This is a genomic window from Streptomyces sp. NPDC005962 (assembly GCF_040629205.1).
Lineage (GTDB): Bacteria > Actinomycetota > Actinomycetes > Streptomycetales > Streptomycetaceae > Streptomyces.
Genome location: NZ_JBEXVE010000022.1, coordinates 88,000 through 111,947 on the forward strand (window position 1 = coordinate 88,000; position 23,948 = coordinate 111,947).

The 23,948-nt window shown below is 71.2% G+C and carries 16 protein-coding genes; 6 read left to right on the forward strand and 10 right to left on the reverse strand.

Annotation, left to right across the window (positions count from 1 at the left end):
* The first annotated feature begins 460 nt into the window (after nt 1-460).
* The 4 genes from ABZ370_RS30190 to ABZ370_RS30205 all read left to right on the forward strand — a co-directional run bounded on the left by ABZ370_RS30190 (nt 461) and on the right by ABZ370_RS30205 (nt 3,008).
* Nucleotides 461-1,702: a helix-turn-helix transcriptional regulator gene (locus ABZ370_RS30190; protein ID WP_358626851.1), complete on the forward strand. Its 1,242-nt coding sequence runs from the start codon at nt 461-463 to the stop codon at nt 1,700-1,702.
* Between the two features lie 121 nt (nt 1,703-1,823).
* Nucleotides 1,824-2,210: a hypothetical protein gene (locus ABZ370_RS30195; protein ID WP_358626853.1), complete on the forward strand. Its 387-nt coding sequence runs from the start codon at nt 1,824-1,826 to the stop codon at nt 2,208-2,210.
* On the forward strand, nt 2,207-2,461 hold the full coding sequence (locus ABZ370_RS30200; RefSeq protein WP_358626855.1) for a hypothetical protein: 255 nt from the start codon (nt 2,207-2,209) through the stop codon (nt 2,459-2,461). The genes ABZ370_RS30195 and ABZ370_RS30200 overlap by 4 nt, the downstream gene beginning before the upstream one ends.
* 217 nt (nt 2,462-2,678) lie before the next feature.
* A complete protein-coding gene (locus ABZ370_RS30205; protein ID WP_358626857.1) occupies nt 2,679-3,008 on the forward strand; it encodes a hypothetical protein in 330 nt (109 codons plus the stop codon).
* Between the two features lie 11 nt (nt 3,009-3,019).
* Here ABZ370_RS30205 and ABZ370_RS30210 read toward each other — a convergent pair whose 3' ends face one another.
* The 5 genes from ABZ370_RS30210 to ABZ370_RS30230 all read right to left on the reverse strand — a co-directional run bounded on the left by ABZ370_RS30210 (nt 3,020) and on the right by ABZ370_RS30230 (nt 8,907).
* On the reverse strand, nt 3,020-3,892 hold the full coding sequence (locus ABZ370_RS30210) for a DUF1963 domain-containing protein (protein ID WP_358626859.1): 873 nt from the start codon (nt 3,890-3,892) through the stop codon (nt 3,020-3,022).
* 31 nt (nt 3,893-3,923) lie between these two features.
* Nucleotides 3,924-4,358 carry a VOC family protein gene (locus tag ABZ370_RS30215; protein ID WP_358626861.1) on the reverse strand — a complete coding sequence of 145 codons (435 nt, stop codon included), beginning with the start codon at nt 4,356-4,358 and terminating at the stop codon, nt 3,924-3,926.
* 100 nt (nt 4,359-4,458) lie between these two features.
* The gene (locus tag ABZ370_RS30220) at nt 4,459-6,405 is read right to left on the reverse strand and encodes a GDSL-type esterase/lipase family protein (protein WP_358626863.1); all 1,947 of its coding nucleotides are present in this window, start codon (nt 6,403-6,405) and stop codon (nt 4,459-4,461) included.
* Between the two features lie 193 nt (nt 6,406-6,598).
* A complete protein-coding gene (locus tag ABZ370_RS30225; RefSeq protein WP_358626865.1) occupies nt 6,599-7,927 on the reverse strand; it encodes a glucarate dehydratase family protein in 1,329 nt (442 codons plus the stop codon).
* Entirely contained in the window at nt 7,924-8,907 is a 984-nt protein-coding gene (locus ABZ370_RS30230; protein ID WP_358626867.1) for a 5-dehydro-4-deoxyglucarate dehydratase, read from the reverse strand. Before ABZ370_RS30230 ends, ABZ370_RS30225 begins: the two co-directional genes overlap by 4 nt.
* A 118-nt stretch (nt 8,908-9,025) precedes the next feature.
* Here ABZ370_RS30230 and ABZ370_RS30235 point away from each other — a divergent pair, with 118 nt between their 5' ends.
* The gene (locus ABZ370_RS30235) at nt 9,026-9,820 is read left to right on the forward strand and encodes an IclR family transcriptional regulator (RefSeq protein ID WP_358626869.1); all 795 of its coding nucleotides are present in this window, start codon (nt 9,026-9,028) and stop codon (nt 9,818-9,820) included.
* Nucleotides 9,821-10,334: 514 nt separating this feature from the next.
* Here the strand turns inward: ABZ370_RS30235 and ABZ370_RS30240 are convergent.
* From ABZ370_RS30240 to ABZ370_RS30260, 5 genes are all read right to left on the reverse strand, one after another.
* Entirely contained in the window at nt 10,335-11,309 is a 975-nt protein-coding gene (locus tag ABZ370_RS30240; RefSeq protein WP_358626871.1) for a LuxR C-terminal-related transcriptional regulator, read from the reverse strand.
* Nucleotides 11,310-11,433: 124 nt separating this feature from the next.
* Nucleotides 11,434-15,126, reverse strand: a complete 3,693-nt coding sequence (locus tag ABZ370_RS30245) for a S8 family serine peptidase (RefSeq protein WP_358626873.1) — start codon at nt 15,124-15,126, stop codon at nt 11,434-11,436.
* A 130-nt stretch (nt 15,127-15,256) separates the two neighbouring features.
* The gene (locus tag ABZ370_RS30250; protein ID WP_358626875.1) at nt 15,257-16,807 is read right to left on the reverse strand and encodes a GMC family oxidoreductase N-terminal domain-containing protein; all 1,551 of its coding nucleotides are present in this window, start codon (nt 16,805-16,807) and stop codon (nt 15,257-15,259) included.
* 38 nt (nt 16,808-16,845) lie between these two features.
* Nucleotides 16,846-18,396 (reverse strand): amino acid permease, encoded by a 1,551-nt coding sequence (locus tag ABZ370_RS30255; RefSeq protein ID WP_358626877.1) that lies wholly within the window; start codon nt 18,394-18,396, stop codon nt 16,846-16,848.
* On the reverse strand, nt 18,393-19,862 hold the full coding sequence (locus ABZ370_RS30260; protein ID WP_358626879.1) for an aldehyde dehydrogenase family protein: 1,470 nt from the start codon (nt 19,860-19,862) through the stop codon (nt 18,393-18,395). Before ABZ370_RS30260 ends, ABZ370_RS30255 begins: the two co-directional genes overlap by 4 nt.
* Before the next feature lie 670 nt (nt 19,863-20,532).
* Between ABZ370_RS30260 and ABZ370_RS30265 the strand changes: the two genes are divergently transcribed.
* On the forward strand, nt 20,533-23,940 hold the full coding sequence (locus ABZ370_RS30265; protein WP_358626881.1) for a hypothetical protein: 3,408 nt from the start codon (nt 20,533-20,535) through the stop codon (nt 23,938-23,940).
* The last annotated feature ends 8 nt before the right edge of the window (nt 23,941-23,948 follow it).

Below are 23,948 nucleotides of genomic sequence, written 5' to 3' on the forward strand. Positions count from 1 at the left end.
GTCCAGCGGAACCGGGGTTTACATGTCCGCTTACGTGAATCGTCAACGTCGAAATGCTCGACGAGGAGGCTGGCATGGCTTACGGAAATCTCTGAGTGGTTTGTCTGAAGGTCTTGCGGCAGCTTTGACGGATGCTGGGGCCGGCGAGCCAGCGGAAATCCCACGGGAGGGCATTGAGGTCCTTTCGGATGCGCCCGGCCATTGACCGACTGATGACCTGCGGCAGGGCTCTGAGGGCGGTGGGCGGACGCCGGTATACCGCAATCGCAGTGTATCCGGAATGGTCCACTCCGTCTTAGCTGGTAACGCCAGCGATCTTGAAGTCCCGTACCTGCTGCCTTCCTGGTGGCTGGTGCGGGGCCTCTGTGAGTCCTGATGTGCGGTCAGTCTGTGTGACTGGATCGTCGAAGTCGCGTTGTGCAGCTGACACGGGGGTACCGTTGACGTGAGGTGAGTGCTGATGTCCGCAGGTTTGGCAGACAACATCAAGAGGCTCCGGCGCACCGCAGGACTGACACAAGAGGGGCTGGCCGAAGAGGCTGATCTCTCACTCAGCACAGTCCGTAAGGTCGAGCAGGGTGGGCACGTGTCCATGGACACCCTTGCTGCCCTTGCCGCCGCGCTGGGGGTCTCCACTTCTTCCCTGTTCGCCAGCGAGGCGCCTGAGCCGGTTGTCGGCCCGCAGGATGAGGCGAACCGGCGCTACCTGGCTGAGCTGAGGCGTGCCCTCATGCCCCCTATTGGGCTCGCTGCGCCCTTGACGGAGCCTGGTGAGGCTGAGGACCCGTCCAGCATCCGGCAGCGCGTACAGGATGGTCACGCGCTCTACCAGGCCGACCGGTACACGTCCGTTGCGCGGAAGCTCCCCGACTTGCTGCGTTCCTCTGAGGCCGCCGTGTCCACCCTTGAGGGTGAAGAGCAGCAACACGCGATGATCGCGCGGTCTCATGCGCTGTTGCTCACGGGGAAGTACCTGACGCAGGTACGGCAATACGACATGGCCTATTACGCACTCGCTGAGGCGATCCGGCTTGCTTGTGAAACGAGGCAAACTCAGGTGGCCTCAACGGGGGTTGTTGGGCTGTGTTGGTTGCTCCTCCGGCAAGACCGCTTTGACGAGAGCGAACACCTTGCAGCGCAGACGGCAGCGGAAATCGAGCCGCGTATGTCTCGGGCGACACCCGCGCAGCTTGCCGTCTGGGGGGAGCTGTGGCTCAGGGTGGCCGCTGCCGCCCTGAGGAACAACCGACAGGACGAGGCGACGCATGCCCGACGCATGGCGGCTACCGCTGGGGGCGCGCTGGAACGCGAACATGCCGAATTCCCGTCGCATTGGGGTGGATTCGGCCCTGTGACCGCTGAGGCGAAGGCTGTTGAGGACCTAGCGCTTGTCGGTGATGCGCGCGGTGTTCTGCGCCGGGCTGACGAAGGCCCGCTCAGCCCCAAAGCCGTGAAGAACTTCGGTCGCTTGAGTACGAACAACTGGGGCCGTCATCGGCTGGACGTTGCTCGGGCTCACGTTCTACTTGGGTCCCATCAAGACGCCATGGATGAGCTTGTCAGCCTCCGCGAAACTGGTGACGTGTGGATTACGCACCAACCCATGGCGCGGCGCGTGATGGAAGACATTCTCAAGGCCCGTAAGCGGATGCTGACGGAAGAGATGCGGAGCATGGCAGCTCATCTCGACATTGCTGGCTAGCTACTGCGGAGAGTGGTAGTTCTGCGCACCATCTTGCTGAACTATCACTCTGCGCATGTGGATTGATGTACTGTTTGCTCGTACGGTCCCCTTACCAACTGACGGCAAAGGGGCCGAATCCATGCAGAGGACGGAAGGCGACCGACAGCGACGGCAGAATCTTGCCGACGTTTCGACGGGACACGTGCCCCGATTACTCCCCTGGACGACGGACGACGGTAAGCCATGCTTGCTGAGTACGGACGATGAGGGCGGGTACGTGTCTCGACTCGCTGACCAGATGGAATCCGTGCAGCTTAGAATGGGGGCGGAAGTCCTCAAGCATGCCCGCGAAGTGCTGAACGACCCGAAGGCAGCGGACAGAGAGCTGAGGTACGCCGGGGCCCGTCTCGCTGAATGTCTCAGGGATGCTCTCAGAGTCGCTGAATCACGCGGACTGCGGCTGCCGGTGCCTGACAGCGAGGATGACTCGGTAAGGCCAACACCGGCCACTGAGACATCAGGATGAGTCGCACCGTCACGAAGTCCTCGGTGGGACGTGTGCAGCACGCCATCGGACACACGGTGCGGGACCGCGCGACTGGCCGCATAGGGACGCTGATGGACGTGCTGGACTACATCGACGGCAGCCAGCCGGGGCATCTTCCGAAGGTGGCGGTTCGGCTCGCATTCCTGAGGCCGCTGAACGGCGGCAAGGAGTGGGTTACCCGCCCTGAGAACGTGATCTCGCCGATGGAGCTGTGGGAGGGAGTGGCGTGATGCGCCTCCTTCGCTGGTTCGCCGAGGCATCTGTTCATGTCGGCGTTTATGTCGTCTGCGCTTTGATCATCACGCTTGCTGCTACCGGCAAGCTCTAACCCAGATCCGCCCCGTCCTCCGCTGACCCCCGCAGCGTGGGGCGGGGCCCTTTTCGTGAGGAAGACCTGACGTGCTGCAATGCACTGCGCTGTTGCCTCTACCGATCGGAGAAGCAGCAGTGGAACTACTGACATCGAGCTGCCCGCCCAAAGAATTAACGTGCACCCTGCTGGCCGACGGCCCGTACGCCCTGTGCGAGCTGGGAGAGCACAGCGACACCCTGCATGCGCACCACATCTGGGACGACGACACGGCCATCTGGCTCATGTGGGACAGCGGCGAGCACAACTTCGTCCGCATGCCGTCGTGTGAGGTGCTGTCGCCTGACGACGACGAGTGCGTGTGCTACTTCCACCAGAACCACCCTGGCAGTCATTCATGGGCCCTGACCGATCCCGTGCGGGATGCCCTGCGGACAGAGGTGGAACGCGAGGCAGGAGACGACTAGCAGGGCCCAGGTCAGGGGTTCCAGAAGACGTCGGTGTACGCGCGGTCGAAGCGCTGGGCGGACAGGTCCTCGCGTTGGATCACCCAGTGGACGGTGGAGCTTTCCCAGCCGCCTACGCCGCAGTACCAGTCGGCGAGGAGTACCCAGTCCTCGACGTTATCCGAGACCGGTCCCTCCCAGAGACCCGCTTCCACCGCCTTCAGTGCCCTGTGCACGGCAGTCGCGACCGGGTCGGTGTAGACGGCCTCCTCATCGGCGTATCCGCCGATCTGGAAATCCCTCCCGGTGGGGTGGTGGGCATCAGCCTGGAGGCGTTCCCATATCTTGGCCAGTTCCACGGAGCGGGGATGCCTGGGGAGCGGTGCGCACCCCGGGGCCTCGGAGGACGTGGCCGCCCCGTGGTAGGGCAGGGACACATCGGGCGTCGCCCGCAGGCGGCCCTGAGGGAAGTCCTCGAACATCTCGCGATATTCGTCGTCCTCGTCCTCGTTCCAGGAATGCCTGTCCCGCTCCTCCACGGCCGTACCGGCGGGGACGTACACCACGCTGCCCATGGGTGAGTAGTCGTCGCTGCGCTCGGGGAGGGCGAACAGCAGGAGTTGGCCGTTGGGAGGCAGGGGGAGGTCCGTCGCGTCGGCGGGCAGGGCCGCGAGGTCGATGGAGGCGACGAAGGGGGCGAAGGGGTCCGGGGTATCGGCGGGAAGCAGGAGCGGACCGCCGAATCGGCCGACGACCGGCCCGGCGCCATCCGCGTTCCTGTCCTGCGTCAGCGCAGCGCAGGGGCGGGCGGTGGTCATCCACCGCTCCACGTCGTCGGCGGGGATGCCCTGGGCGATCGCCCGCTCACGGAAGGGACGTAACCGGTCCAGCGTCTCAGGAGTCATGGGCGAACCGTAGGCGACGAGCTGTGGGCGATCAGTCGAGACAGAACTCGTTGCCCTCGATGTCCTGCATCACGATGCACGACTCATCGTGGCCATCGGCATACATCGTTCGCTCGTGTACCGCGCCGAGCGCGACCAGTCGTGCGCACTCGGCTTCGAGCGTGGCGAGGCGCTCGTCGCCAACGAGCCCGGTGCCGACGCGCACGCAAAGATGCACCCGATTCTTGACGACCTTGCCTTCGGGGACGCGCTGGAAGAACAGTCGCGGGCCCACGCCTGCGGGATCACCGCACGCGAACGCCGCACCCTGCCGCTCAGGCGGCAGAGAGCGATCGAAGTCGTCCCACGTGGCGAACCCCTCCGGTGGCGTTGGTACGACGTACCCCAACACCTCGCACCAAAAGCGCGCGACGCGCTCAGGTTCCGCGCAGTCAAAGGTGACTTGGACCTGCTTGACCGATGCCATCGGCGCACCATAGCAGGGGCTCACACCCCATGGCCGCAGGTTTTTGGGCCCGCGCTCCACTCGACAGGTTTCCACGCGCGACGCCGTCGGCGGACAGGGCCTAGCCGAGCTTGGCGGAGATGATCGGGGCCAGGTGGGTGGTGATGGTGCGGTGGCCCTGGTCGTTGGGGTGGACGGAGTCGGAGAGGTCGCCGGTGGTCAGCCAGCCGGTGGTGTCGACGTAGGAGGTCCTGGCGTCGGCGAAGGCGGTGACGGCGGTCTGGGTCTCGGTGCCGAAGCGGCCGCTGAAGGTGCGCAGGGCGAAGATCCAGGCGTTCGGGTAGGCGGTGCGGACCTTGCGGAGGAGGCTGGTGTACGACGCCTGGAACTGGGCCGAACTCACGCCGCGTCCCACGTCGTTGGTGCCCAGGTTGATGACGACGGCGTTGGCCTGGTAGCGGGAGAAGTCCCAGGTGGGTGTGGTGGCGTTGGGGTTGAGCTTGGTGAACTGCTGCTCCAGGCTCATCCGGTCGTCGGCTGTGTCGACGAGTGCGGCGCCGCCCTGGGCGATCTGGGTGTGGTCGGCGCCGAGGCGTTCGCCGATGAGCCAGCCGTAGGCGGTGCGGGCGTTCTGGGAGGTGGTGGTGCCGACGGTGATGGAGTCGCCGACGAACTCGATCAGCTTCTTCGGGGCGGTCGGGGCGAAGGTGGTGGCGCCGCTGTCGAGGGTCAGGCCCTGGAAGACCGCGTCGCCGTGATAACTGCCCGCGATGACCTGGTAGTTGATCTGGAGGGTGTGGTTTCCGGCGGCCAGCGGGGTGGGGGTGAGGTTCACCGTGCCCTTGGCCTCGTCGTAGAAGGTGGCGGGGCCGCCGTCGATGCTGGCCCATAGGTCGATCGCGTTCCGCTGCTTGAGCTTGACGGTGCGGCCGGTGAAGCCGGTGCGGAAGTAGGCGCCCGCCCAGTAGGGGGTGTAGGCGGTGGCGGAGGTCGTGGTGTCCCAGCGGCCGCTGAACTTGATGTTGGGGTCGCCCGGCTGGCCGGGGGCGGCGGCCTTCACGCCGGCTGTGCCCAGCTTGGCGCTGATGATCGGGGCCAGGCGGTTCGCGAACTTGGTGTGGCCCGCCTCGTTCGGGTGGCCGTTGCCGTCCTCGTAGTCCGTGCCGTCGGTCAGCCAGCCGCTGGTGTCGACGTACGTCACCTTGGCGTCGCCCGCCGCGTTGCGCGCGCTCACGGCTGCCTTGGTCTCCGTCAGGTAGCGCTTCTTGAGGGTCTGGACGGCGAAGAGGGCGGCGTTCGGGTACTTCGCCCGGATGTCGCGGAGGAGGGCGGTGTACGCCGACTGGAACTCGGGTCCGGTGACGCTGTGCCCCACGTCGTTGGTGCCCAGGTTGATGACGACGGCGTTCGCCTGGTAGCGGGAGAAGTCCCAGCTCTGGTCGCCGGTGGAGGCCGTCTTGAAGAACTGGGTGGCCAGGCCCACGCAGCCGTCCTTGCCGACCAGGCAGTAGCCCGCGCGGGCGATCTGGGTGTGGCGCATGCCGAGTTGTTCGCCGGTCTTCCAGCCGTACGAGTCGAGCGCGAGCCGGTCGGTGAGGGCACCGGCGGTGATGGAGTCGCCGACGAACTCGATGAGCTTGGACGGTACGCGGGGCGCCGTGGTGCCCGCGCCCGCGTCGAGGACCAGGCCCTGGAAGACGGTGTCGCCGGAGCGGTAGGAGACGCGGAGGGTGTGCGTGCCCTGGGGGAGTGGCGTCGCGGTGAGGTTGACGGTGCCCTTGACGCCCGCGTAGAAGACGTCGGCGCCGCCGTCGACGCTGGCGTAGAAGTTCACCGCGTTGCGGGCCTTGACCTTCACCGTCGTCCCGGTGAAGGCGGTCTGGAGGTAGCCACCGGTCCAGTTGGGGACGGCGGCGGTGGCGGAGCTGAGGTCCCAGCGGCCGGTGTAGACGATGTTCGGGTCGGTCACCGAGCCGTTGCCGAGGATTTTCGCGGGAGCGGCGGGGGCGGCGGCGTGGGCCGAGGTGGTGGCCAGGCTCAGGCCCAGGATGCATAAGGACGTGGCCATGACAAGCGCTAACAGTCTGCCCAGCGGTCTGTGCATGGGAGGGGGTCCTCTCGCGGAGGGTGTGGGGGTGTGCGCCTGGGAGCGCTCCCAGGCGTGGGGTGCGGTCACGATGGAAGCGATGAATCGGTTCAACGTCAAGAGCCCGGTCCGGGTCGCCCTCTCGGCGGCCCGGACCGGACTGAGGAGAAGGGGGCTACCAGCGGGGGATGGGCGGGGTCTGCCACTCCGGGTCGGCGACGCGCATCGCGGCGGCGTCGTCGCGGTCGCGCATCGTGCCGTCGTCGTCCAGCCAGCGCTGGTGCAGTACGGCGAGCCGGTCACGGTCGAGCTCGACGCCGAGCCCGGGGGCGTCGGACACGTCGAGACGGCCATCGCGGAAGGTGAGGCGCTCGGTGATCACGTCCTCGGTCTGCCACGGGTAGTGGCTGTCGCAGGCGTAGTCCAGGTTGGGCACGGTGGCCGCGACATGCGTCATGGCGGCCAGGCTGATGCCCAGGTGGGTGTTGGAGTGCATGGACAGGCCGACGCCGAAGGTGCGGCAGATGGCGGCCAGTTCGCGGGTGTTGCGCAGCCCGCCCCAGTAGTGGTGGTCGGAGAGGACGACCTGCACCGCGCCCTTGGTGAACGCCTCGCGGATCTCGCCGAAGGTCGTCACACACATGTTGGTGGCCAGCGGGACACCCGCGGCCCCGGCGACCTCGGCCATCCCGGGCGTACCGCTGGTCGGGTCCTCCAGGTACTCCAGGACGTCCCGCAGCTCCTCGGCCACGTGCAGCGACGTGGGCACGGACCAGGCGCCGTTGGGGTCCAGACGCATCGGCTGGCCGGGGAAGCGCTCGGCCAGGGCGCGGATCGCGGCGATCTCCTGGTCCGGTTCGAAGACGCCGCCCTTGAGCTTGAAGGACGTGAAGCCGTAGTCGCGGGAGAAGCGCTCGGCCTGCGCGACGACCCCGGCCGGGTCGACGGCCGCGTCCCAGTCGTCGGGCTCACAGGCGACGCCGTCCGGGTGGTCGGCCCAGCGGTAGAAGAGGTACGCGCTGTACTCGACGCGGTCGCGGATCTTGCCGCCGAGCAGTGCGTGCACCGGCAGGCCCGTCGCCTTGCCCCAGGCGTCCAGACAGGCCACCTCGAAGCCGGAGACGATCGACAGCCGCAGCTTGTCCGCCGTCTGGACGCCGCGCAGGCCCCCGACGTCGACCGAGTTCTCGACCCGTGCCGCGTCCACCGCGACCTCGTCGGCGAGGATGAAGAGCCCGTTCAGGTCGGTGACGCTGTGCCCGGGCAGCTTCTCGGCCAGCGGGCGGGCCAGGTCGAGGTACTTGGTGTCGCCGTACGTCTCGCCGATGCCGGTCGTCCCGTTCTCGGTGACCACCTCGATGATCAGCCGGGGGGTGTAGGGCTGGTGGACGCCCTGGGTGTTCAGCAGTGGCGGGTCGGCGACGAGGATGGGCGTCAGCCGTACCTCGGTGATGGTCGTACCGGTGGTGTTGTTCCGGTCGTTCCGGTCGGTCGTCTGCGTCATCGTGCGGCTCCCACGAGGTCGAGTCCGGTGGTCAGAAGGGCATCGAGGTCGGCCAGATCGTCCGGGCCGGGGTCGGCGAGCGGTGCGCGGACCGGGCCGACCGGCCGCCCGCGCAGCCGCGCCGCGGCCTTGACCAGCGAAACGGCGTAGCCGGGGACGCGGTCGCGCAGCTCGACCAGGGGTACGTAGAAGTCGCGCAGCAGCCGCTCCACCGTCGCGTCGTCGCCGTCGCGCTGGGCGGTGAAGAAGGCGTTCGCGATCTCGGGGGCGAAGGCGTGGACGGCCGAGGAGTACGCGGTGATGCCGATGCTGGCGTACGGGCGGGCCTGGACCTCGGCGGTCGCGGCGCCGTTGAAGAACAGGAAGTCGTCCGGCGCGGCCAGCTTCAGGCGCTGCAGCCGGTCGAGGTCGCTGTGCCCGTCCTTCAGGCCGATGACGCCGGGGATCTGGGTCAGCTCGCGCAGGCTGTCGATGGTGAAGGCGACCTGGTCGCGCTGGTAGGCGATCAGCGGCAGCCTTGTGCGGGCGGCGATCTGCCGGACCTGCTCGACCAGCCCCGACTGCGGGCCCTTGACCAGGTAGTGCGGTAGCACGAGCGCGGCGTCCGCGCCCGCCTCCTCCGCGATCCTGGCGAACCGTGCCGCCTGCGCCCAGCCGTAGCCGATGCCCGCGACGACCGGGAGCCGGCCGTCGGCCTCGCGGACGGCCGCGGTGATGACCTCGCGGTACTCGTCCTCGTCCAGGGAGAAGAACTCTCCGGTGCCGCACGCCGGGAAGATCGCGCCCGGGGCGGTCTCGATCTGCGCCGCGAGGTAGTCGCGGAAGGCGGGCAGGTCGAGCGTGGCCGCGCCGCTGTTGTTGTTGCCTTTGCCGTCTTTGTCGCCGGTGAAGCTTGTCAGCGGGAACGAGAGCACGCCGCTCGCCATCCCGTCGCGCAGCCGGGCCGCCGTCGTGGCCGCATCGGCCGTGAGGGCCGTCATGTCTCGTCTCCCTATGTAGATGGCGTCTACGTATGAGGATAGAGGTTAGGAATGTGCAGGCGGGGGCGTCAATAGGTGGGTGCGGGCCGGTGGTCTTCCGCGGATTACGATGCGACCCATGGCGGAAACCGGTGGCGTACGCGAAGTGAAGTCTGCGGGCCGCACGGTGCAGCTCCTCGAAGTGCTCGCGGCCCGTGGCGACCACCCCGCGCGGCTCCGGGAGCTGGCCGAGGAGCTGGACGTGCCGCGCAGCAGCATGTACGCGCTGCTCCAGACCCTGATCGACCGCGGCTGGGTACGTACGGATGTCACCGGCTCGCTGTACGGCATCGGCATCCGGGCCCTGCTGACGGGGACGAGCTACCTCGACAGCGATCCGCGGGTGCGGGCGGCCCGGCCCTACCTGGACGAGGCGTCCGACGCCCTCGGTGAGACCATCCACTTCGCCCGGCTGGACGGTGGCGACGTCGTCTACCTCGCCACCCGAGAGTCGCACGAGTACCTGCGGCCCTTCAGCCGGGTGGGCCGCCGCCTTCCCTCGTACGCCGGGGCCCTCGGCAAGGCGCTGCTCGCCGAGCGCCCCGACGGTGAACTCCCGTTGCCGGACGGGCCCTTGGAGCCGCTGACCCCGAGAACCCACCGGGACCGGGCCTCCCTGGTCGCCGACCTGGCCCGCACCCGGGAACGCGGCTACGCGGTGGACCGCGAGGAGGGTGTCACCGGCATCGTGGGCTTCGGCTTCGCCCTGCGGTACGAGGTGCCGGCGGTGGACGCGATCAGCTGCTCGGTGCCGACGGCTCGGCTTGTGGGGGAGGGGCGGGAGGAGCGGATCGTGGCGGTGATGCGGGAGATCCGGGAGAAGGTGGAGGCGGTGGTGCCGCGGGTGGGCGGGGCGACGACGCAGTGGCGGTAGGGGTGCCTCTCCCCCACCCCGCCCCTTCCCGAAACCGGGGGCAAGCCCCCGGACCCCCACAGGGCGCGGGGGATGAGCGCCGCGCCCGCGCTCTGGCTCTGGGCCCGCGCTCTGGCTCCGGGCTTGCGTTTCGGCTCTGGGCCCGCGCCCTGGCTCCTTGCCTGCGTTTCGGCTCCGGGTCTGCGTCTCGGGCCGCGTGCCCGCGTGCTGGGCCTGTGTGTACGCGTCCCAGCTCCGGGTTCGGGGTGCGTGGCGGTCCCGGCCCTCGGTCCGTGTCCTGGCGGCGGGGTGGGGTGGTGGTTGGCGTCCGGTGGTGGGCTGGGGGCTGCCCCCGGGGTCTGGGGGCTCGGGTGGGCTTTCGGGCCTGGTTGGGGTCGGGCCGCGCGCCAGGGGGCCAGTGCTCGGCGTCGTCTCTATGTCGGGGCGCGGCGGAACCGGGCCGGGTTTTGCGGGGGGCCGGGGGTGTTCCCCGGTTTCGGGGAGGGGCGGGGTAGGGGGAAGCCTCGTGTCGGGGTCAGGTCCAGCCTCGGTGGGCGGCTCGGGCTCCGGCTTGGAAGCGGCCTCTCGCGCCCAGGCGGTGTTGGAGGGTGCTGATGCGGCGGCGCAGGGTGCGCAGGCTTATGCCCAGGTGGCGGGCTATCGCCTCGTCCTTCATGCCCACCGCCAGCAGGCCCACCAGGTTGCGGTCCGCCTCGGTGAGGCCTTCGGGGCTCTCGTCGCGTACGCCGCTCAGGGGGGTGGCCTGCTGCCACAGGGTTTCGAAGAGGGTCCGCAGGGCGTCCGTGAGGGCGGAGTGGCGGACGATGACGGCGCAGTAGCCGGGGCCCGCGTCGGTGCTGGTCAGGGGCAGCATCGCGGAGCGGCCGTCGATGAGTAGCAGCTTCATGGGGACGGTGGGGAGGACCCGGGCCTGTTCGCCGAGGGCGACCATGCCCTCGGCGTAGCTGAGGAGTTGGGGCGTCTCCAGGGAGGAGACGGAGTAGATCGTGCGGTAGGCGACGCCGCGGCGCAGCACCTCGCTCTGGAGGTCGACTTGCGGGGTGAGCGGGGCGAGGTAGGGCGGGGAGTCGAAGAGGCAGATGTCGTGTTCGGCCCGGGCGTACAGCTCTTCCAGCCGTGCCGCGTTGGCGCTTTCGCCGTGGACCACTTCGATCAGGCCGGACGGTTCGGCCCGCAGCGCCCCGGCCGCGTAGACCTTGGCCAGGTCGTCGGCGGTGGCGGCGAGGAGTTCGGATTCGGTTTCGCGTTTGCGGATGAGGGCCCGTACGGCGATGCGGGGGTCGACGGGGCGGAGTCCGCCCGTGGAGTCGGGGGCCTGGAGGAGGCCGAGGCGCAGGAGGCGGGCGCAGCCGCGGCGGATGCGGGAGGGGGAGGTGCGGAGCAGTTCCGACCAGCCGGTGACGCCCGCGTCGGGCTGGTGGAGGATCGCCTGATACAGCGTCTCGTCGAAGTCGGAAACCCCTGCCGCGGCCCAGGGGCTCTGGGGCACGGCAGGGGTCTCGGCGGCTGAGGATGCTGCTCTGCTGTCCACTTCCGGCGGCTCCAGCGTGTCGATGCAACGATTCAACGGCACGCTAGACGGTGTTCGTTACCGCCGAAGGACGGCTTTCGGCCTACTTCAGGCCATATGCACGAATGACCGTTTGATCGATTCGGTTGCCGTCGGCGTCGGTGGCCTGGACACGCAGGCCGGTGAAGCCGTTGGTGGCGCCGAGCCGGGGGTGGTGGACGGTGGCCCGGTAGGTGGTGCCGGAGCGGTGGAGTTCCACCGCCTTCCAGGTGGCGCCGTCATCGTAGGTGGCCCAGGCCTTGACGGTGCGCAGCCCCGTGGCCGTGGTGCCGTCCTGGTGGCGTGGGGTGAGGCCGAAGGTGAGGCGGTGTCCGGCCTTGGCGCGGCCGAGCAGGTCGAGGCCGAGGTCGTAGTCGAGGGAGAGCAGGGGGAGGGCGGTGGCCTCGGCGGTGTGGGCGGAGGCGAAGTCCCACTGGGTGGTGGTCCTGGTGGAGTACGCGGACCAGTCGGCGGTCCGCCGCGCGTCGACCGTCAGCCGGTAGGCGGCCTTCGCGGCCGGTACGGCGAAGGTGCCCGAGCCGTACGGCGCCTCGCCGACCAGCTCGCCGTCCGCGTACAGGCTGGTCTTCACCGCGTCCACGCCGTCCTTGGCCGCGCCCGCGGAGCCGTAGTGTCCGGTGCCCGAGTCGGAGAACTCGGGGATGGCGAGGGTGAGCTGGTCACCCTCGCGCTGCGAGACACCGAACTCGGCGGCGGTGGTGGTGGGACGGATGACGGGCGACAGCCAGTCCACGGTCTCCTTCGTCCCGGGCGCATAGGTCCGCAGCGGCGACCACTGCCGTCCGGCGCCGTCGTAGTCCTGCATCGCGGTGCGCCAGACGCGGGTGTCGGGGTCGGCGCTGTAGTACTCGGTGCGCTGGGTGCCGAGCGCCACTTCGGACTTCTGCTCCACGGAGAAGAGCTGGTAGGGGCGGAAGGTGTGGGTGGCCTCGGCGCCGAGCTGATCCTTCCCGGGGGCGTGGTAGCGGGCGGTGACCTTGTGGGTGGTGCGGCTGTTGATGGGGTACGTGAGGTTCTCGCCGATGGCGTCCCGTTCGGGCAGCACCACGTCGTACAGGTACGGGCTGTTGGCCGTGCCGCCCAGCTCGACGGTCACCTTGGCCTGGTCGTTCGAGGTCAGCAGGGAGAGCAGCTTGTCGCCCTCCTCGCCGGGTACGGACATGGCGGGGATGGTCGCGCTGTCGACCGCGGTGACCCACAGGCCGAGCGTGGTCTTGCGGTAGACGAGGACGTAGGCGGCGCCCGCCTTGGTGGCGTTGGCAACGGCCTCGTCGGGCCATCCGTCGGGCGCCAGGCCCACCAGGACGGCCTTGCCCTTGACGTCCAGGCCCTCGAAGTCCTCGGCCGTACCGGCCCCGGCGGACACCAGCCGCACCTTCCGCTTACCGTCGATCTTGACGGGCCAGCCGGTGTACGTCTGCACGTACTCCGGGGTGAGCGTGACCCGTTCGGGGCTGGTGACGCTCGCGGTCAGCTTGGTCTTCTCCAGCCGCCAGCGGCTGTAGAACTCGAAGAATCCCTCGGTGACCTTCTCGGTCGGCGCCGCGTAGATGTGCTTCTTCCACTTGCCCATGGAGTAGGTCAGGCCGAAGGAGCTGCCGCCCTTCAGCTCCCGGTGCCAGGAGGTGATCGGGCCCTGGGATTCGGCGTCCTTCTCCTTGGTCTGTGGCTTGATCTCGACGGCCTTGCGGGCGTCGAGGGTGAGGGAGGTGTCGCCCGTCAGCTCGATCTGCGGATCGCCCACGATGCTCGTCGCGACCTCGTGCTTCCCGCTGTCGTAGACCGGGATCCAGGTGGCGAGGGAGTACGTGCCGGGCGGCAGCTGGAAGGTGTCGGAGCCGCTCACGTAGCCGAACTGGTTCTGGCTCGCGTCACTGAGCCGCTGGAGGGTGTAGAGCGCCGACCCGGGCAACTGCTTGCCCTCGCGGTCCAGCAGCGTGACGTTGAGGTCGTAGAGCTTCTCGGCCTTCTCGTAGGCGACGGCGGTGGTCACCTTCACCGTGCCGTCGCCGGTGGCGGTGATGTATCCGGTGTGGCGGCCTGCCGCCGCCTTGGCCGGGTCGACGGTGACCAGGACCTTCGTCTCGTCGTGCGCGGGCACGGTCACGGTGTCGGAGCCGAGCGAGAGGGAGCCGCCGTCGACCGAGGACGCCAGCTTCAGCGTCACCGGCTTGTCGGTGGCGTTGGTGTACTTGATGGTCTTGGGGTCGGCTTGGTCGGCGTCGTACGCGTACTGGCCGTAGTTGAGGACCGGGGTCCCGAAGACGTTCTGGGTGGCCGCGTGCGGGACGTCGACCCGGCCGTCGCCCTGGGTGAACGGGCCGTCCGACGCACGGGTCTTGGCGGTACTGGCCAGCGCGTCCTTGATCTGCTGCCCGGTCCAGTCGGGATGGACCTCCGCGACGATCGCCGCCGCGCCCGCGACATGCGGTGTGGCCATGGAGGTGCCGCTCGACGTGGTGTACAGGTCGTTGACGGGGGTGCCCATGGTCGTACCGGCCGCGCGGGCGGCCGTGATGTTCACGCCGGGCGCGGTGATCTCGGGCTTGATGGCGTAGTCGCCGGTGCGCGGTCCGCGGCTGGAGAAGGTCGCCCACTTGTCGGACTTGTCGACGGCGCCGACGGTGAGGGCCGCGTTCGCGATGCCGGGGGTCTCCACGGTCCCCTCGAACGGGCCGGAGTTGCCCGCCGCGATCACGAACAGCGCCCCGGAGGACGCCGACAGCTGGTCGACCGCCTCGCTCAGCGGGTCCGAGGTGCCGGCCGCCGGGCCGCCGAGCGACATGGAGATGACCTTGGCGTCGGAGGCCGCGGCCCACTCCATGCCCTCGATGATCCAGGACGAGTAGCCCTCGCCCGCGTCGTTCATCACCTTGCCGACCAGCAGTTTCGCGCCCGGCGCCACGCCTTTGTACTTCCCGTCCGACCCGGCGCCGCCGCCCGCGATGGTGTCGGCCACATGGGTGCCGTGGCCGTGGCCGTCCTTGACGGTCTGGTCCGGGACGAAGCTCTTGGAGTCGGCCACGGCGTCCTTGACGTCCGGATGCGTGGCGTCGATACCGGTGTCCAGCACGGCGACCTTGACGCCCTTGCCGTCGTGTCCGGCCTTCCACATCTCCGGGGCGCCGATCTGCGGGACGCTGACGTCGAGCGACGCCTTGACCTTCCGGTCCAGCCAGAGCTTCCGTAACCCCTTGTCGCGGCTGACGTCGGCCCAGAAGTCCGCCGCGTCGGCCTTCTTGGCGCTGAGCGCCGCACCGTCCACGCTGCTCAGGGCGAAGGTCTTGCGCGCGCCCTCGGGGGCCGGGTGCGCGCCGTCGGTGCGGTAGGTGGCGATGACCGGGATCGAGCCGGTTTTCCGGTCGTCGTAGCCCTGCTTGACGAGCTGGGTGATGTTGAACAGACCTGCGTCGATCCGGCCCTTGGACATCAGCCGGAGCGCGTCGACGGGGACGACGCTGATCTCCTTGTTCTGCTGGGTGGTCACGAACTCCGCCGACTCGCGGCCCGGCGCCCGCTCCACCTCCACGGCGTACTTGCCGTCGGGGCCGGTGGTGACGGTGACCGTGTCACCGGTGATCAGGGTGACCGTGTGCTGTTGCGTGCGGACCGCCTGGGCGGTCGGTGAGGCCTTCGCGGCGGACTGGGACGGCCGGGCACCGGCCACCGGGGCGGCCATGACGGCCACCACACCGGCGGCGCCCACCACAGCTACGAGGCGACGCGATCTTCGCATCGGCTGGCTTCCTCCCTCATCGCATCCGACTCTCCTGTCGGAAGGTGCGATCAGAGTGGTCGCCGGGGATGCGCGGGCTCAAGGGGTCGCTGTGGCCGGGCGGTGCCAACGCCCCGATTGGCCACCGGAGTTACGCCGGGCGCCGCTTCAGCATGTCGGCGCACTTCTCGCCGATCATCATCGTGGTGACGCACGGGTTGACGGCCACCAGATGCGGCATCACCGAGCCGTCGGCCACCCGCAGCCCCGTCACGCCCTTGACCCGAAGCTGTGGGTCCAGCGGCGCGGCCGGGTCGTCGGGGGCGCCCATCTTCACCGTGCAGGACGGGTGGTAGACGGTGTTGTGGGTGTCGCGGATGTACGCGAACAGCTCGTCGTCGGTGTCCACGTCCGGCCCGGGGGCGAGTTCGGCGCCCGCCCACAGGGCCAGCGCGGGGCGGGCGACGATGTCGCGGGCCAGCCGCAGGCCGTGGATCATCACGCGGATGTCGTGGTCGTGGGTGAAGTAGCGCGGGTCGACCCTCGGCTTGTCGCGGAAGTCGCGGGTGCACAGCCGGACGGTGCCGGTGGAGCGGGCGCGGGTGACGTTGGGGGTGAGGCAGAAGGCGTTCTCGGACGTCGGATAGCCGTGGCGGTAGGTGTTCATGTCGAACGGCACCGAGCCGTAGTGGAACATCAGGTCGGGCCGGTCGAGATCCGGTTCGGTGGCGGAGAAGATGCCGATCTCCCACCACTGGGTGGAGCTGCGGACCATGGGCTGTTCGGCGTGCCACATGATGACGCCCTCGGGGTGGTCCTGGAGGTTCTCGCCGACGCCGGGGGCGTCCACGATCACCTCCACCCCCGTCTCGCGCAGATGGTCCGCGGGCCCGATGCCCGACAGCATCAGCAGCTTCGGGGTGTCGATGGCGCCGCAGGAGACGACGACCTCGCGCCGGGCGTGCACGGTGTGGGTGTGGATCAGGTCGGGGGCGAGGTAGTCGACGCCGATGCAGCGCCGGTCCGGGTCCAGCAGCAGCCGCTTGGCCTGGAGCCCGGTGCGTACGGACAGATTGGGCCGGGCCGCCATGACCGGGTGGAGGTAGGCGACGGAGGCGGAGCAGCGGGTGCCGTCCTCGCGGGCGTTGATCTGGAACCAGTTCGCACCGCGGACCACGGTCGTGCCGGTGTTGAACGGGGTGACCGGGATGCCCGCCTCCTCGCACGCCGCCAGCAGCGCCCGGCCGCACGGGTCGTGGGGCGGTACGGTGCGCAGGGTGACCGGGCCGCCGCGGCCGTGGTGGTCGCCGGGCGCGTCGTTGGTCTCCAGCCGCCGGAACAGCGGATACGTCTCCTCCGCGCTCCACCCCGCACACCCGCCCTCGGCCCATTCGTCCAGGTCCTCGGCGGGCGCCCAGAAGGCGATGCAGGAGTTGTGGGAGGAGCAGCCGCCGAGCACCCGGGCGCGGGCGTGGCGCAGGAAGCTGTTGCCCTTCTTCTGCGGCTCGACGGGGTAGTCCCAGTCGTAGCCGGACTCCAGCAGGGCCATCCACCGGTCCAGCCGCAGGACGTTGTCGTCACCGATGTCGGACGGGCCCGCCTCCAGCAGGCACACCGACACCGTCGGGTCCTCGCTCAGCCGTGCCGCGACGACCGACCCGGCCGTGCCGCCGCCGACCACCACGTAGTCGAACTCGTCCACGAGCCCTCCCTCAGGGGGTCTGCCTTATGGGGTCTGCCTTATGGGGTCTGCGCGGCGGCGTGCTCGGCGAGTACGCCGGTGTGTCTGCGCTGCACGAACCAGTAGTAGGAGAAACCGCCGAGCGCGACCACGCCGATGAACAGGACCGCGCCCCAGCGCAGATACCAGTGCTGCGGCCCGGTCGCGTTGTAGACCTCGGCGCGCGGCCAGGCGAGGTTGACGGACATCGCCGTACCCCACAGCACGGCCAGCACATTGACCGGCAGGCCGAACCGGCCCAGCGAGAAGCGGCCGGTGGCGGGGTGCCACTGCCCCCGCAGCCGCCGCACCAGCATGGGCGTGGTGACCAGCAGATACGCCAGGTAGATCATGATGATGGCGATGCTGGTGACGACCGAGAAGATCTGCGGCTGGTTGATGTTGATGACCAGGATGCCGACCGCCACCAGACCGATCAGGATCGCCGGGAGCACCGGCGTCTGGAAGCGCGGATGGACATGGGCGAGCCGGGAGCCGCCGGGCAGGTTGTTGTCCCGCGCCATGGCGAACATCAGCCGGATGCTGGCGGTGTGCACGGCCAGCGCACACACCGTGATCGCGATGACCACGCACCACAGCATGATCTCGCCCATGGTGTGCCCGAGGGTGGACAGCACCACGTACTGCAGACCGTCCCGCGCCAGCGCTTTCGCGTGCAGGTTCTCCACCGCCATCAGGGCGAACAGCAGGATGAACCCGCCGATGAGGAACGACGCGATCAGCGCCCGCAGAATCGCGCGCGGCGCGTTGCGGCCCGGGTCCACGGACTCCTCGCCGAGCGACGAGGCCGTGTCGAAGCCGTACATCACATACGCGGACGCGAGCGAGGCGGTCAGGAACGCGCCGAAGTAGCCCAGCGACTGGCCCCCGCTGCGGCCGAGGGTGTCCAGCACGACGGACGGGCCGCGGGTGAGATGCGCGGCCAGCAGCAGGATCAGCACGATCGCCGCGACCAGTTCGATGGCCACACCGGCCGAGTTGATACGGGCCATCAGCTTCACCCCGAAGCCGTTCACCAGGGTCGTGAACAGGACGAGGATCGAGCCGAGCACGACCGCGTTGGCCGCCCGCTCGGTGCCGGTGCCGCCGTCGCCGATGAACTGGAACCACGCGGAGATCTGCGGCAGCGTGATCTGGTACGCGAGCGCCACCGCCGCCAGCGACACCATCGAGGCGGTCATCATCATCCAGCCGCCCAGCCAGCCGACGTGCGGGCCGCCCAGCAGCTTGGACCAGTTGTAGACCGACCCCGCCACCGGGTAGCGCCCCGCCAGCTCGCAGAAGGACAGCGCCACCATCAGCTGGCCGAGGAACACCATCGGCCACGACCACCAGTACGCCGGGCCGCCGTGGGTCACCCCGAAGTAGAACAGCTGGAAGGTGCCGGTGAGGATGGAGATGTAGCTGATCCCGGCGGCGAAGGTGTGGAAGTTGCCGAGCGTGCGCTTGAGTTCCGGCCGGTAGCCGAGCTCGGTGAGCGAATCGTCGTCGTGTGCGGCGGGCCTGCGGGGGCCGGGGCGGGGTGGCTCGGTGGGATCGGCCGCCGTCACACGAACCACCGCTGGGGGCGGGGCGCGGTGTTGCGCCAGATGTGCTTGGCCTCCTGGTACTCGCGCAGCCCCGCCGGGCCCAGCTCACGCCCGATGCCCGACTGCTTCATCCCGCCCCATTCGGCCTGCGGGACGTACGGATGGAAATCGTTGATCCAGACGGTTCCGGCGCGCAGCCCCGACGCCACCCGCTGCGCCTTCTCCGCGTCCTGCGTCCACACCGCGCCCGCCAGGCCGTAGACCGTGTCGTTGGCGAGCGCCAGCGCCTCGTCCTCGTCCCGGAACCGCTCCACGGTGAGCACCGGGCCGAACGACTCCTCCCGCACCACCATCATGTCCGGGGTGCAGTCGTCCAGGACGGTCGGCAGGTAGTAGTGGCCGTCCGCGAGCGACGGCTCGTCGGGCGGCGCCCCGCCGCAGCGCAGCACCGCGCCCTCGTCGATCCCCGCCGCCACGTAACCGGCCACCTTGTCGCGGTGCGCGGCCGAGATCAGCGGACCGGCGCGGGCGTTCTCGTCGAACGGGCCACCGAGCCGGATCGCCCGGGCGCGCGCCACCACCTCGTCCACGAACGCGTCGTGCAACTGCTCCTGGACCAGCAGCCGCGCGCCTGCCGAGCACACCTGGCCGGAGTGCAGGAACACGGCCGTCAGCGCGTAGTCCACGGCCGTGTCGAAATCGGAGTCGGTGAAGACGATGTTCGGGTTCTTGCCGCCCAGCTCCAGGGCGATCTTCTTGACCGTGGGCGCGGCCGCCGCCATGATCCACCGGCCGGTCACCACTCCGCCGGTGAACGACACCATGTCCACCCGCTCATCCGTGACCAGCGGCGCCCCGGCCGCCGAACCGGACCCGAGGACGAGATTGGCCGCGCCCGGCGGCACCCCCGCCTCGTGCAGCAGCCGCAGCAGTCCGATCGCGGTGTGCGGGGTCAGCTCACTGGGCTTGAGGACGAACGTGTTCCCGGCGGCCAGCGCGGGCGCCACCTTCCAGGCCGTCTGCAGCAGCGGATAGTTCCACGGTGTGATCAGGGCACACACCCCGACCGGTTCGTGCACCACCCTGCTGTCGATCTCCGGACTGCCCGCATCCAGCACCCGGTCCGCGCCACCGGCGGCGACCAGATGGCCGAAGTAGCGGAAGCACCCGGCGATGTCGTCGAGGTCGTACTCGCTCTCCACCAGCCGCTTCCCCGTGTCCAGGGACTCGGCACGGGCCAGATCCGCCTTGTCGCGCTCCAGCAGATCGGCCACCCGCAGCAGGAGCCGCCCCCGCTCCGTGGCCGGGGTGCCCGGCCACGGCCCGCGGTCGAACGCGTCCCGGGCCGCCGCGACCGCCGCGGCCACGTCCTTCGCCCCGGCCTCGTCCACCGTGGCCACCAGGGTCCCGTCCGCCGGGCAGCGGATCTCCCGCGTCTGTCCGTCGAGGGCGGCGGTCCACTGTCCGCCGATGAACAGCTCCGGCATAGTGCCCCCTCTGTCTGGGGTCCCCCGGCCAGTCCACACACCGAGCGTAAGCGCCTCCGGTCGCCCCCGCACGGCGTACGAACGCCGGTCGGCGCCAGGGCCGCACGCGTAGCTCTCGCACGGCAGCCTGCCCCGCGGCCGCCCCTTGGCTGCCCTGGCCCGGGGCCCCGCCCCGAAGCGCGGCCGCCGACGCCCACCTGCCCCGGCGCCCGCGCCGCTGACGCTCGCCGCCAGTGCGGGCCGGGGCCCGTACCCGGCCCGGCCCTCCGGGCGGAGGGGCGCCCCACGCCCCTCCGGGCGGAGGGGCGTGGGGCGGCACGCCCCCCTGTGTTCAGCGACGCTTCCGGGGCGCGCCGGACTCCCGGTGCCCGGCCGCCGCCTTGCTTGGCGGCCCGGCTACCGGGCGCCGCCACCGGCGGCCCAGAGGGCGAGGCGCGGAGCGCCGTGCCCCCGACGCCCCGGGGCGCGCTACATGGCCCGGCGCCCGACTCGCTGCCCGCCGCCGCCGGGCGTGCCGTATCGCTCGGCGCGTGGCCGCCGACTCCGGTCGTCCGGCGCGCCGCCGACGCTCTGGGCGGGGGCAGGGGCGGAGCCCCTGGTTCGGGGAGGGGCGGGGTGGGGGAGACCACCCGGTGGGGGCGCGCCGCAGGTGGCGGGGAGAATCCTCGGCATGGTGTACGACCCCGACGCGTCCCGCGTCCTCGCCGACGAACTGATGGCCGCCCTCGACCCCTTGCCGTATCCGCGGCGTATGCGGGAGCTGGCCGCGCGGGTGCGGGAGGCCAGTGCGCGGGGGCAACTGGCCGAGCTGGTCGAGGAGTTGGGCGGGCGTGGGGGGTTCGAGCGGCGGCTGGCCGCCGCGGCGGCCGGGATCGGCGGGCGGACCGGCCATCTGGAGACGCTGCTCACCGACCCCGACCCGCTGGTGCGCGGCCACGCGCTGCGGGCCCGGGTCCGGGACGAGGCGCTGGAGGCGGCGTTCGAGGACGCGCCCGCGGCCGTACGGCGGCAGCTGATCCGGGCCGTCGTCGCCCAGCGGCGCACCGCGCTCGCCGACCGGCTCGTCGACCCGCTGCGGGAGCGCTGGGGGGACGCCGAGGCGGCGCGGCTGCTGCCGGGGTGCGGGGCGGACACCGTCGTACGGCTGCTGCCCGCGCTGTTCCACGCGGTCGGCAGCTGGCGGCCGCTCACCGCCCGCCACCCCGCCGCGGTCCTCGACGAGGCCGAGCGGCAGCTGACCGCGCTGCCCGTCGCGCTGCGCGCCGGATGGTGGCTGCGGTACGCGCCCGGCGTGGCGCTCGCCGCCCGCGCCGAGCCGCACCGCGTCCTGGACCTGCTGGAGCGGCGGTGTCACAGCCCGTTGCCGCCGCCGCTGCGGCACCGGCTGGGCACGCTGGTGGCCGCCGACCCCGGCCGTACGCTCGATCTGCTGCTCACCCCCGAGCACGTCTCCCTGCTGCGCGGCCGGGGTCTTGAGCGGTCCGTGCTGCGCCGTCTCGTGACGGCCGATCCGCCCGAACTCGACGCCCTGGGCCGGGCCCTGGCGCACGACGCCACCGCCCTGGCGCGGCTGCTGGCCACCCTGCCGCCCGCCCGCCGCGCCGCCTTCTTCGACGCCGCCACCGCCGAACGCGACCCCGCCCAAGCCGCCCTGGCACCCGCCGTCCTCGACGCGCTGCCGCGCCCGCGCCGCCAGGCGGAGGCGCGCCGCATGGCCGCGCAGGCGCGCGAGCGCGGCGCGCACTGGACCACGGTCCTCGAAGCGGTCGCGTATCTGCCGGTCGAGGAGGCCAGCGACGAGCTGCTCGCGGCCATCCGCCGCCCCTCCGCGGACGACCGCGCCACCGCCTACCCGCAGCTGATCCGCAACGCCGCCCGCTCCGGCGACCCGGACGCCGTCACCACGCTGCTGCGGCAGCTGGAACGGCTGCGCAACGAGCAGGACCCGGTGCGCCACGCCGCGCTCGACGCCCTCGCCGCCACCCCGCCCGCCCTGTTCACCGACGACGCCGCCGACCCGCTGGACCGGGTCGCCACCGACGCCATCCAGGCCCGCGACTCCTCCCCGGACACCCGCCGCGCGCTGCGCCGCCTCGCCGTCGCCCTGCTGCGCGAACACGCCGTCACCGGGCGGCGCGAACTCCTCGGCTGGGCGCTGCGCACCGTCACCCGGCTCGCGGGCAGCGTCGGCGCCGCCGACCTCGGACGCCTCGACCACCAGCTGCGGAGCGGCCAGGAACACACCGTCTTCGAGGCGCTGCGCCCCTGGCTGGAGGCGGGCGCCGAACGCGTCGACCACGAGCTGACCTTCGCCCTCGCCCGCTCCCTCGGACGGCGCGCCCACACCCTGCCCGAGCTGCAGGAACTGCTGTGGCAGGCGATCGCGTTCGGCCGGGGCGACACCGCCCGCACCGCGATCGCCCTGTGGCTGGAGCCGCCCCGCGAACGGGACGCCCGGGTGGCCGAACTCCTCGCCCAGGAGGCCTCGGCCGCCGTCCTGCCGCCGGTCCTGGCGGTGCTCACCCGGCGCCGCACCGACCTGCTCGACCTCGTACTCGATGACACCCCGCCGTACGGCCGTTTCCTCACCCACGGCACCCACTGGACGCCGCCCACCGGCCGCGACGCCGTCCGCTGGCTGCCCCGCCAACAGGCCGCCGCCGCCCGGCTCCTGGCCAGGGCCGCCGCCGACACCAGCCTGCCGCCGCCCGAGCGCGCCTCCGCGATCGCCCGCGCCGCGCCGCTCGACGAGTCCACGCCGCTGGTCAGGACGTGGGCCGCCGCCGACGACGTGGTGCTCGCCGAGGCCGCCCTCGCCGCCCTGTCCCGGACCCGCCGCCCCGGGGACGCCCTGCCCCTGCTGCTCGCCCACGCGGGCGGCGACCGCGCGCGGGTGGCGGTGTACGCGGCGGCCAGGGCCGCCCGGTACGTCGCGCCGTCCCGGCTGGACGCGCTCATCCGCGGCGTCCTCGTGCCCGACGGTGTGGCCACCGCCGTACCGTCCGTCCCGGCCAAGGTCACCAGCCGTAAGGAGGCCGTCCGGCTCGCCGCCACCCACCTCCCCGCCCCCGACGCGGCCACCCTCCTCGCCGACGCCCACGGCCTCCCCGGCCAGCACGCGGACGTCCAGGCCGTCTGCGTCCGCTTCGCGGCCCGGCTGCTCGGCACCAAACGCGCCTGGGAACTGCTGATCGCCGCCGCCGGCGGGCGCCGCGAACTGCGCCACGCCGTTCTGCGCACCCTGCCGCTCGACCTGCCCGAACTCCACCGCGAGCGCTACGCCCAGCTCATCCGCGTCGTCTGCGACACCGAGGACCCCGAAGTGGCCGCCGCGGGCCACGCGGCGCTCGCCCGCTGGTCGCCCTGGGCGCCGGACGCGGCCGCGCTGCTGGTCGCGGCCATCACCGACCTGGGCAACCGGGCGAGCTGGCGGTCCGCCGCCGACGCCCTGCTCGCCCTCATGGCCGCCGCGCCCGACGGCACCTCCGAGGACAACCCGCTCGCCTGGGTGCTCGCCGCCCTCGTCACCGCCGACGCCCGCACCGGCATGCCCGACGCCGAACCGGACCGGGACCGGCCCGCCCGCCAGCGCATCCGCCACCTGGCCACGCGACTCGCCCAGGACGGGCGGATGCGGCCGAAGGAGACGCGCCGCCACGCGCTCGGCGCCGCCGAACTCCTCGCCGGATACGAGACGTTCGTCCCCGAGGCCGCCCAGGTCCTCGTCCAGGCCCTCGACCTGGACGCCCGGCCGAGCGCGCTGACCGCCGCGCTCGCCCGCCTCGCCCGGCTGCACACCTCCCGCCCCGCGCTCGCCGCCCGCACCGCCGACGTCCTGCGGGACCGGCTCACCACCGCGTCCCGGCCGGGCGGACGGGAAGCGCTGCTGCGCGCCGCGGGGGAGCTGGAGGAGGACGGCGGACACGCCGCCGGGCTCTTCGCCGCGGTGCTCACCGGTGTCGGCGGCCCCCGTACGGAATGGGCGGAGCCCTGGCGGGAACGGGTGCGGGGCTTGCGGCAGCATCCGCACCCGGACGTGCGGGACGCGGCGCTGCGGCTGACGACGGCGGGAGAGTAGGGGCCGCG

What these genes read in the sequence shown, in the direction of transcription:
- ABZ370_RS30190 (WP_358626851.1), top strand. Translation starts at nt 461, where the DNA reads ATGTCCGCAGGTTTGGCAGACAACATCAAGAGGCTCCGGCGCACCGCA.
- ABZ370_RS30195 (WP_358626853.1), top strand. Translation starts at nt 1,824, where the DNA reads ATGCAGAGGACGGAAGGCGACCGACAGCGACGGCAGAATCTTGCCGAC.
- ABZ370_RS30200 (WP_358626855.1), top strand. Translation starts at nt 2,207, where the DNA reads ATGAGTCGCACCGTCACGAAGTCCTCGGTGGGACGTGTGCAGCACGCC.
- ABZ370_RS30210 (WP_358626859.1), bottom strand. Translation starts at nt 3,892, where the DNA reads ATGACTCCTGAGACGCTGGACCGGTTACGTCCCTTCCGTGAGCGGGCG.
- ABZ370_RS30215 (WP_358626861.1), bottom strand. Translation starts at nt 4,358, where the DNA reads ATGGCATCGGTCAAGCAGGTCCAAGTCACCTTTGACTGCGCGGAACCT.
- ABZ370_RS30220 (WP_358626863.1), bottom strand. Translation starts at nt 6,405, where the DNA reads ATGGCCACGTCCTTATGCATCCTGGGCCTGAGCCTGGCCACCACCTCG.
- ABZ370_RS30225 (WP_358626865.1), bottom strand. Translation starts at nt 7,927, where the DNA reads ATGACGCAGACGACCGACCGGAACGACCGGAACAACACCACCGGTACG.
- ABZ370_RS30230 (WP_358626867.1), bottom strand. Translation starts at nt 8,907, where the DNA reads ATGACGGCCCTCACGGCCGATGCGGCCACGACGGCGGCCCGGCTGCGC.
- ABZ370_RS30235 (WP_358626869.1), top strand. Translation starts at nt 9,026, where the DNA reads ATGGCGGAAACCGGTGGCGTACGCGAAGTGAAGTCTGCGGGCCGCACG.
- ABZ370_RS30245 (WP_358626873.1), bottom strand. Translation starts at nt 15,126, where the DNA reads ATGCGAAGATCGCGTCGCCTCGTAGCTGTGGTGGGCGCCGCCGGTGTG.
- ABZ370_RS30260 (WP_358626879.1), bottom strand. Translation starts at nt 19,862, where the DNA reads ATGCCGGAGCTGTTCATCGGCGGACAGTGGACCGCCGCCCTCGACGGA.
- ABZ370_RS30265 (WP_358626881.1), top strand. Translation starts at nt 20,533, where the DNA reads ATGGTGTACGACCCCGACGCGTCCCGCGTCCTCGCCGACGAACTGATG.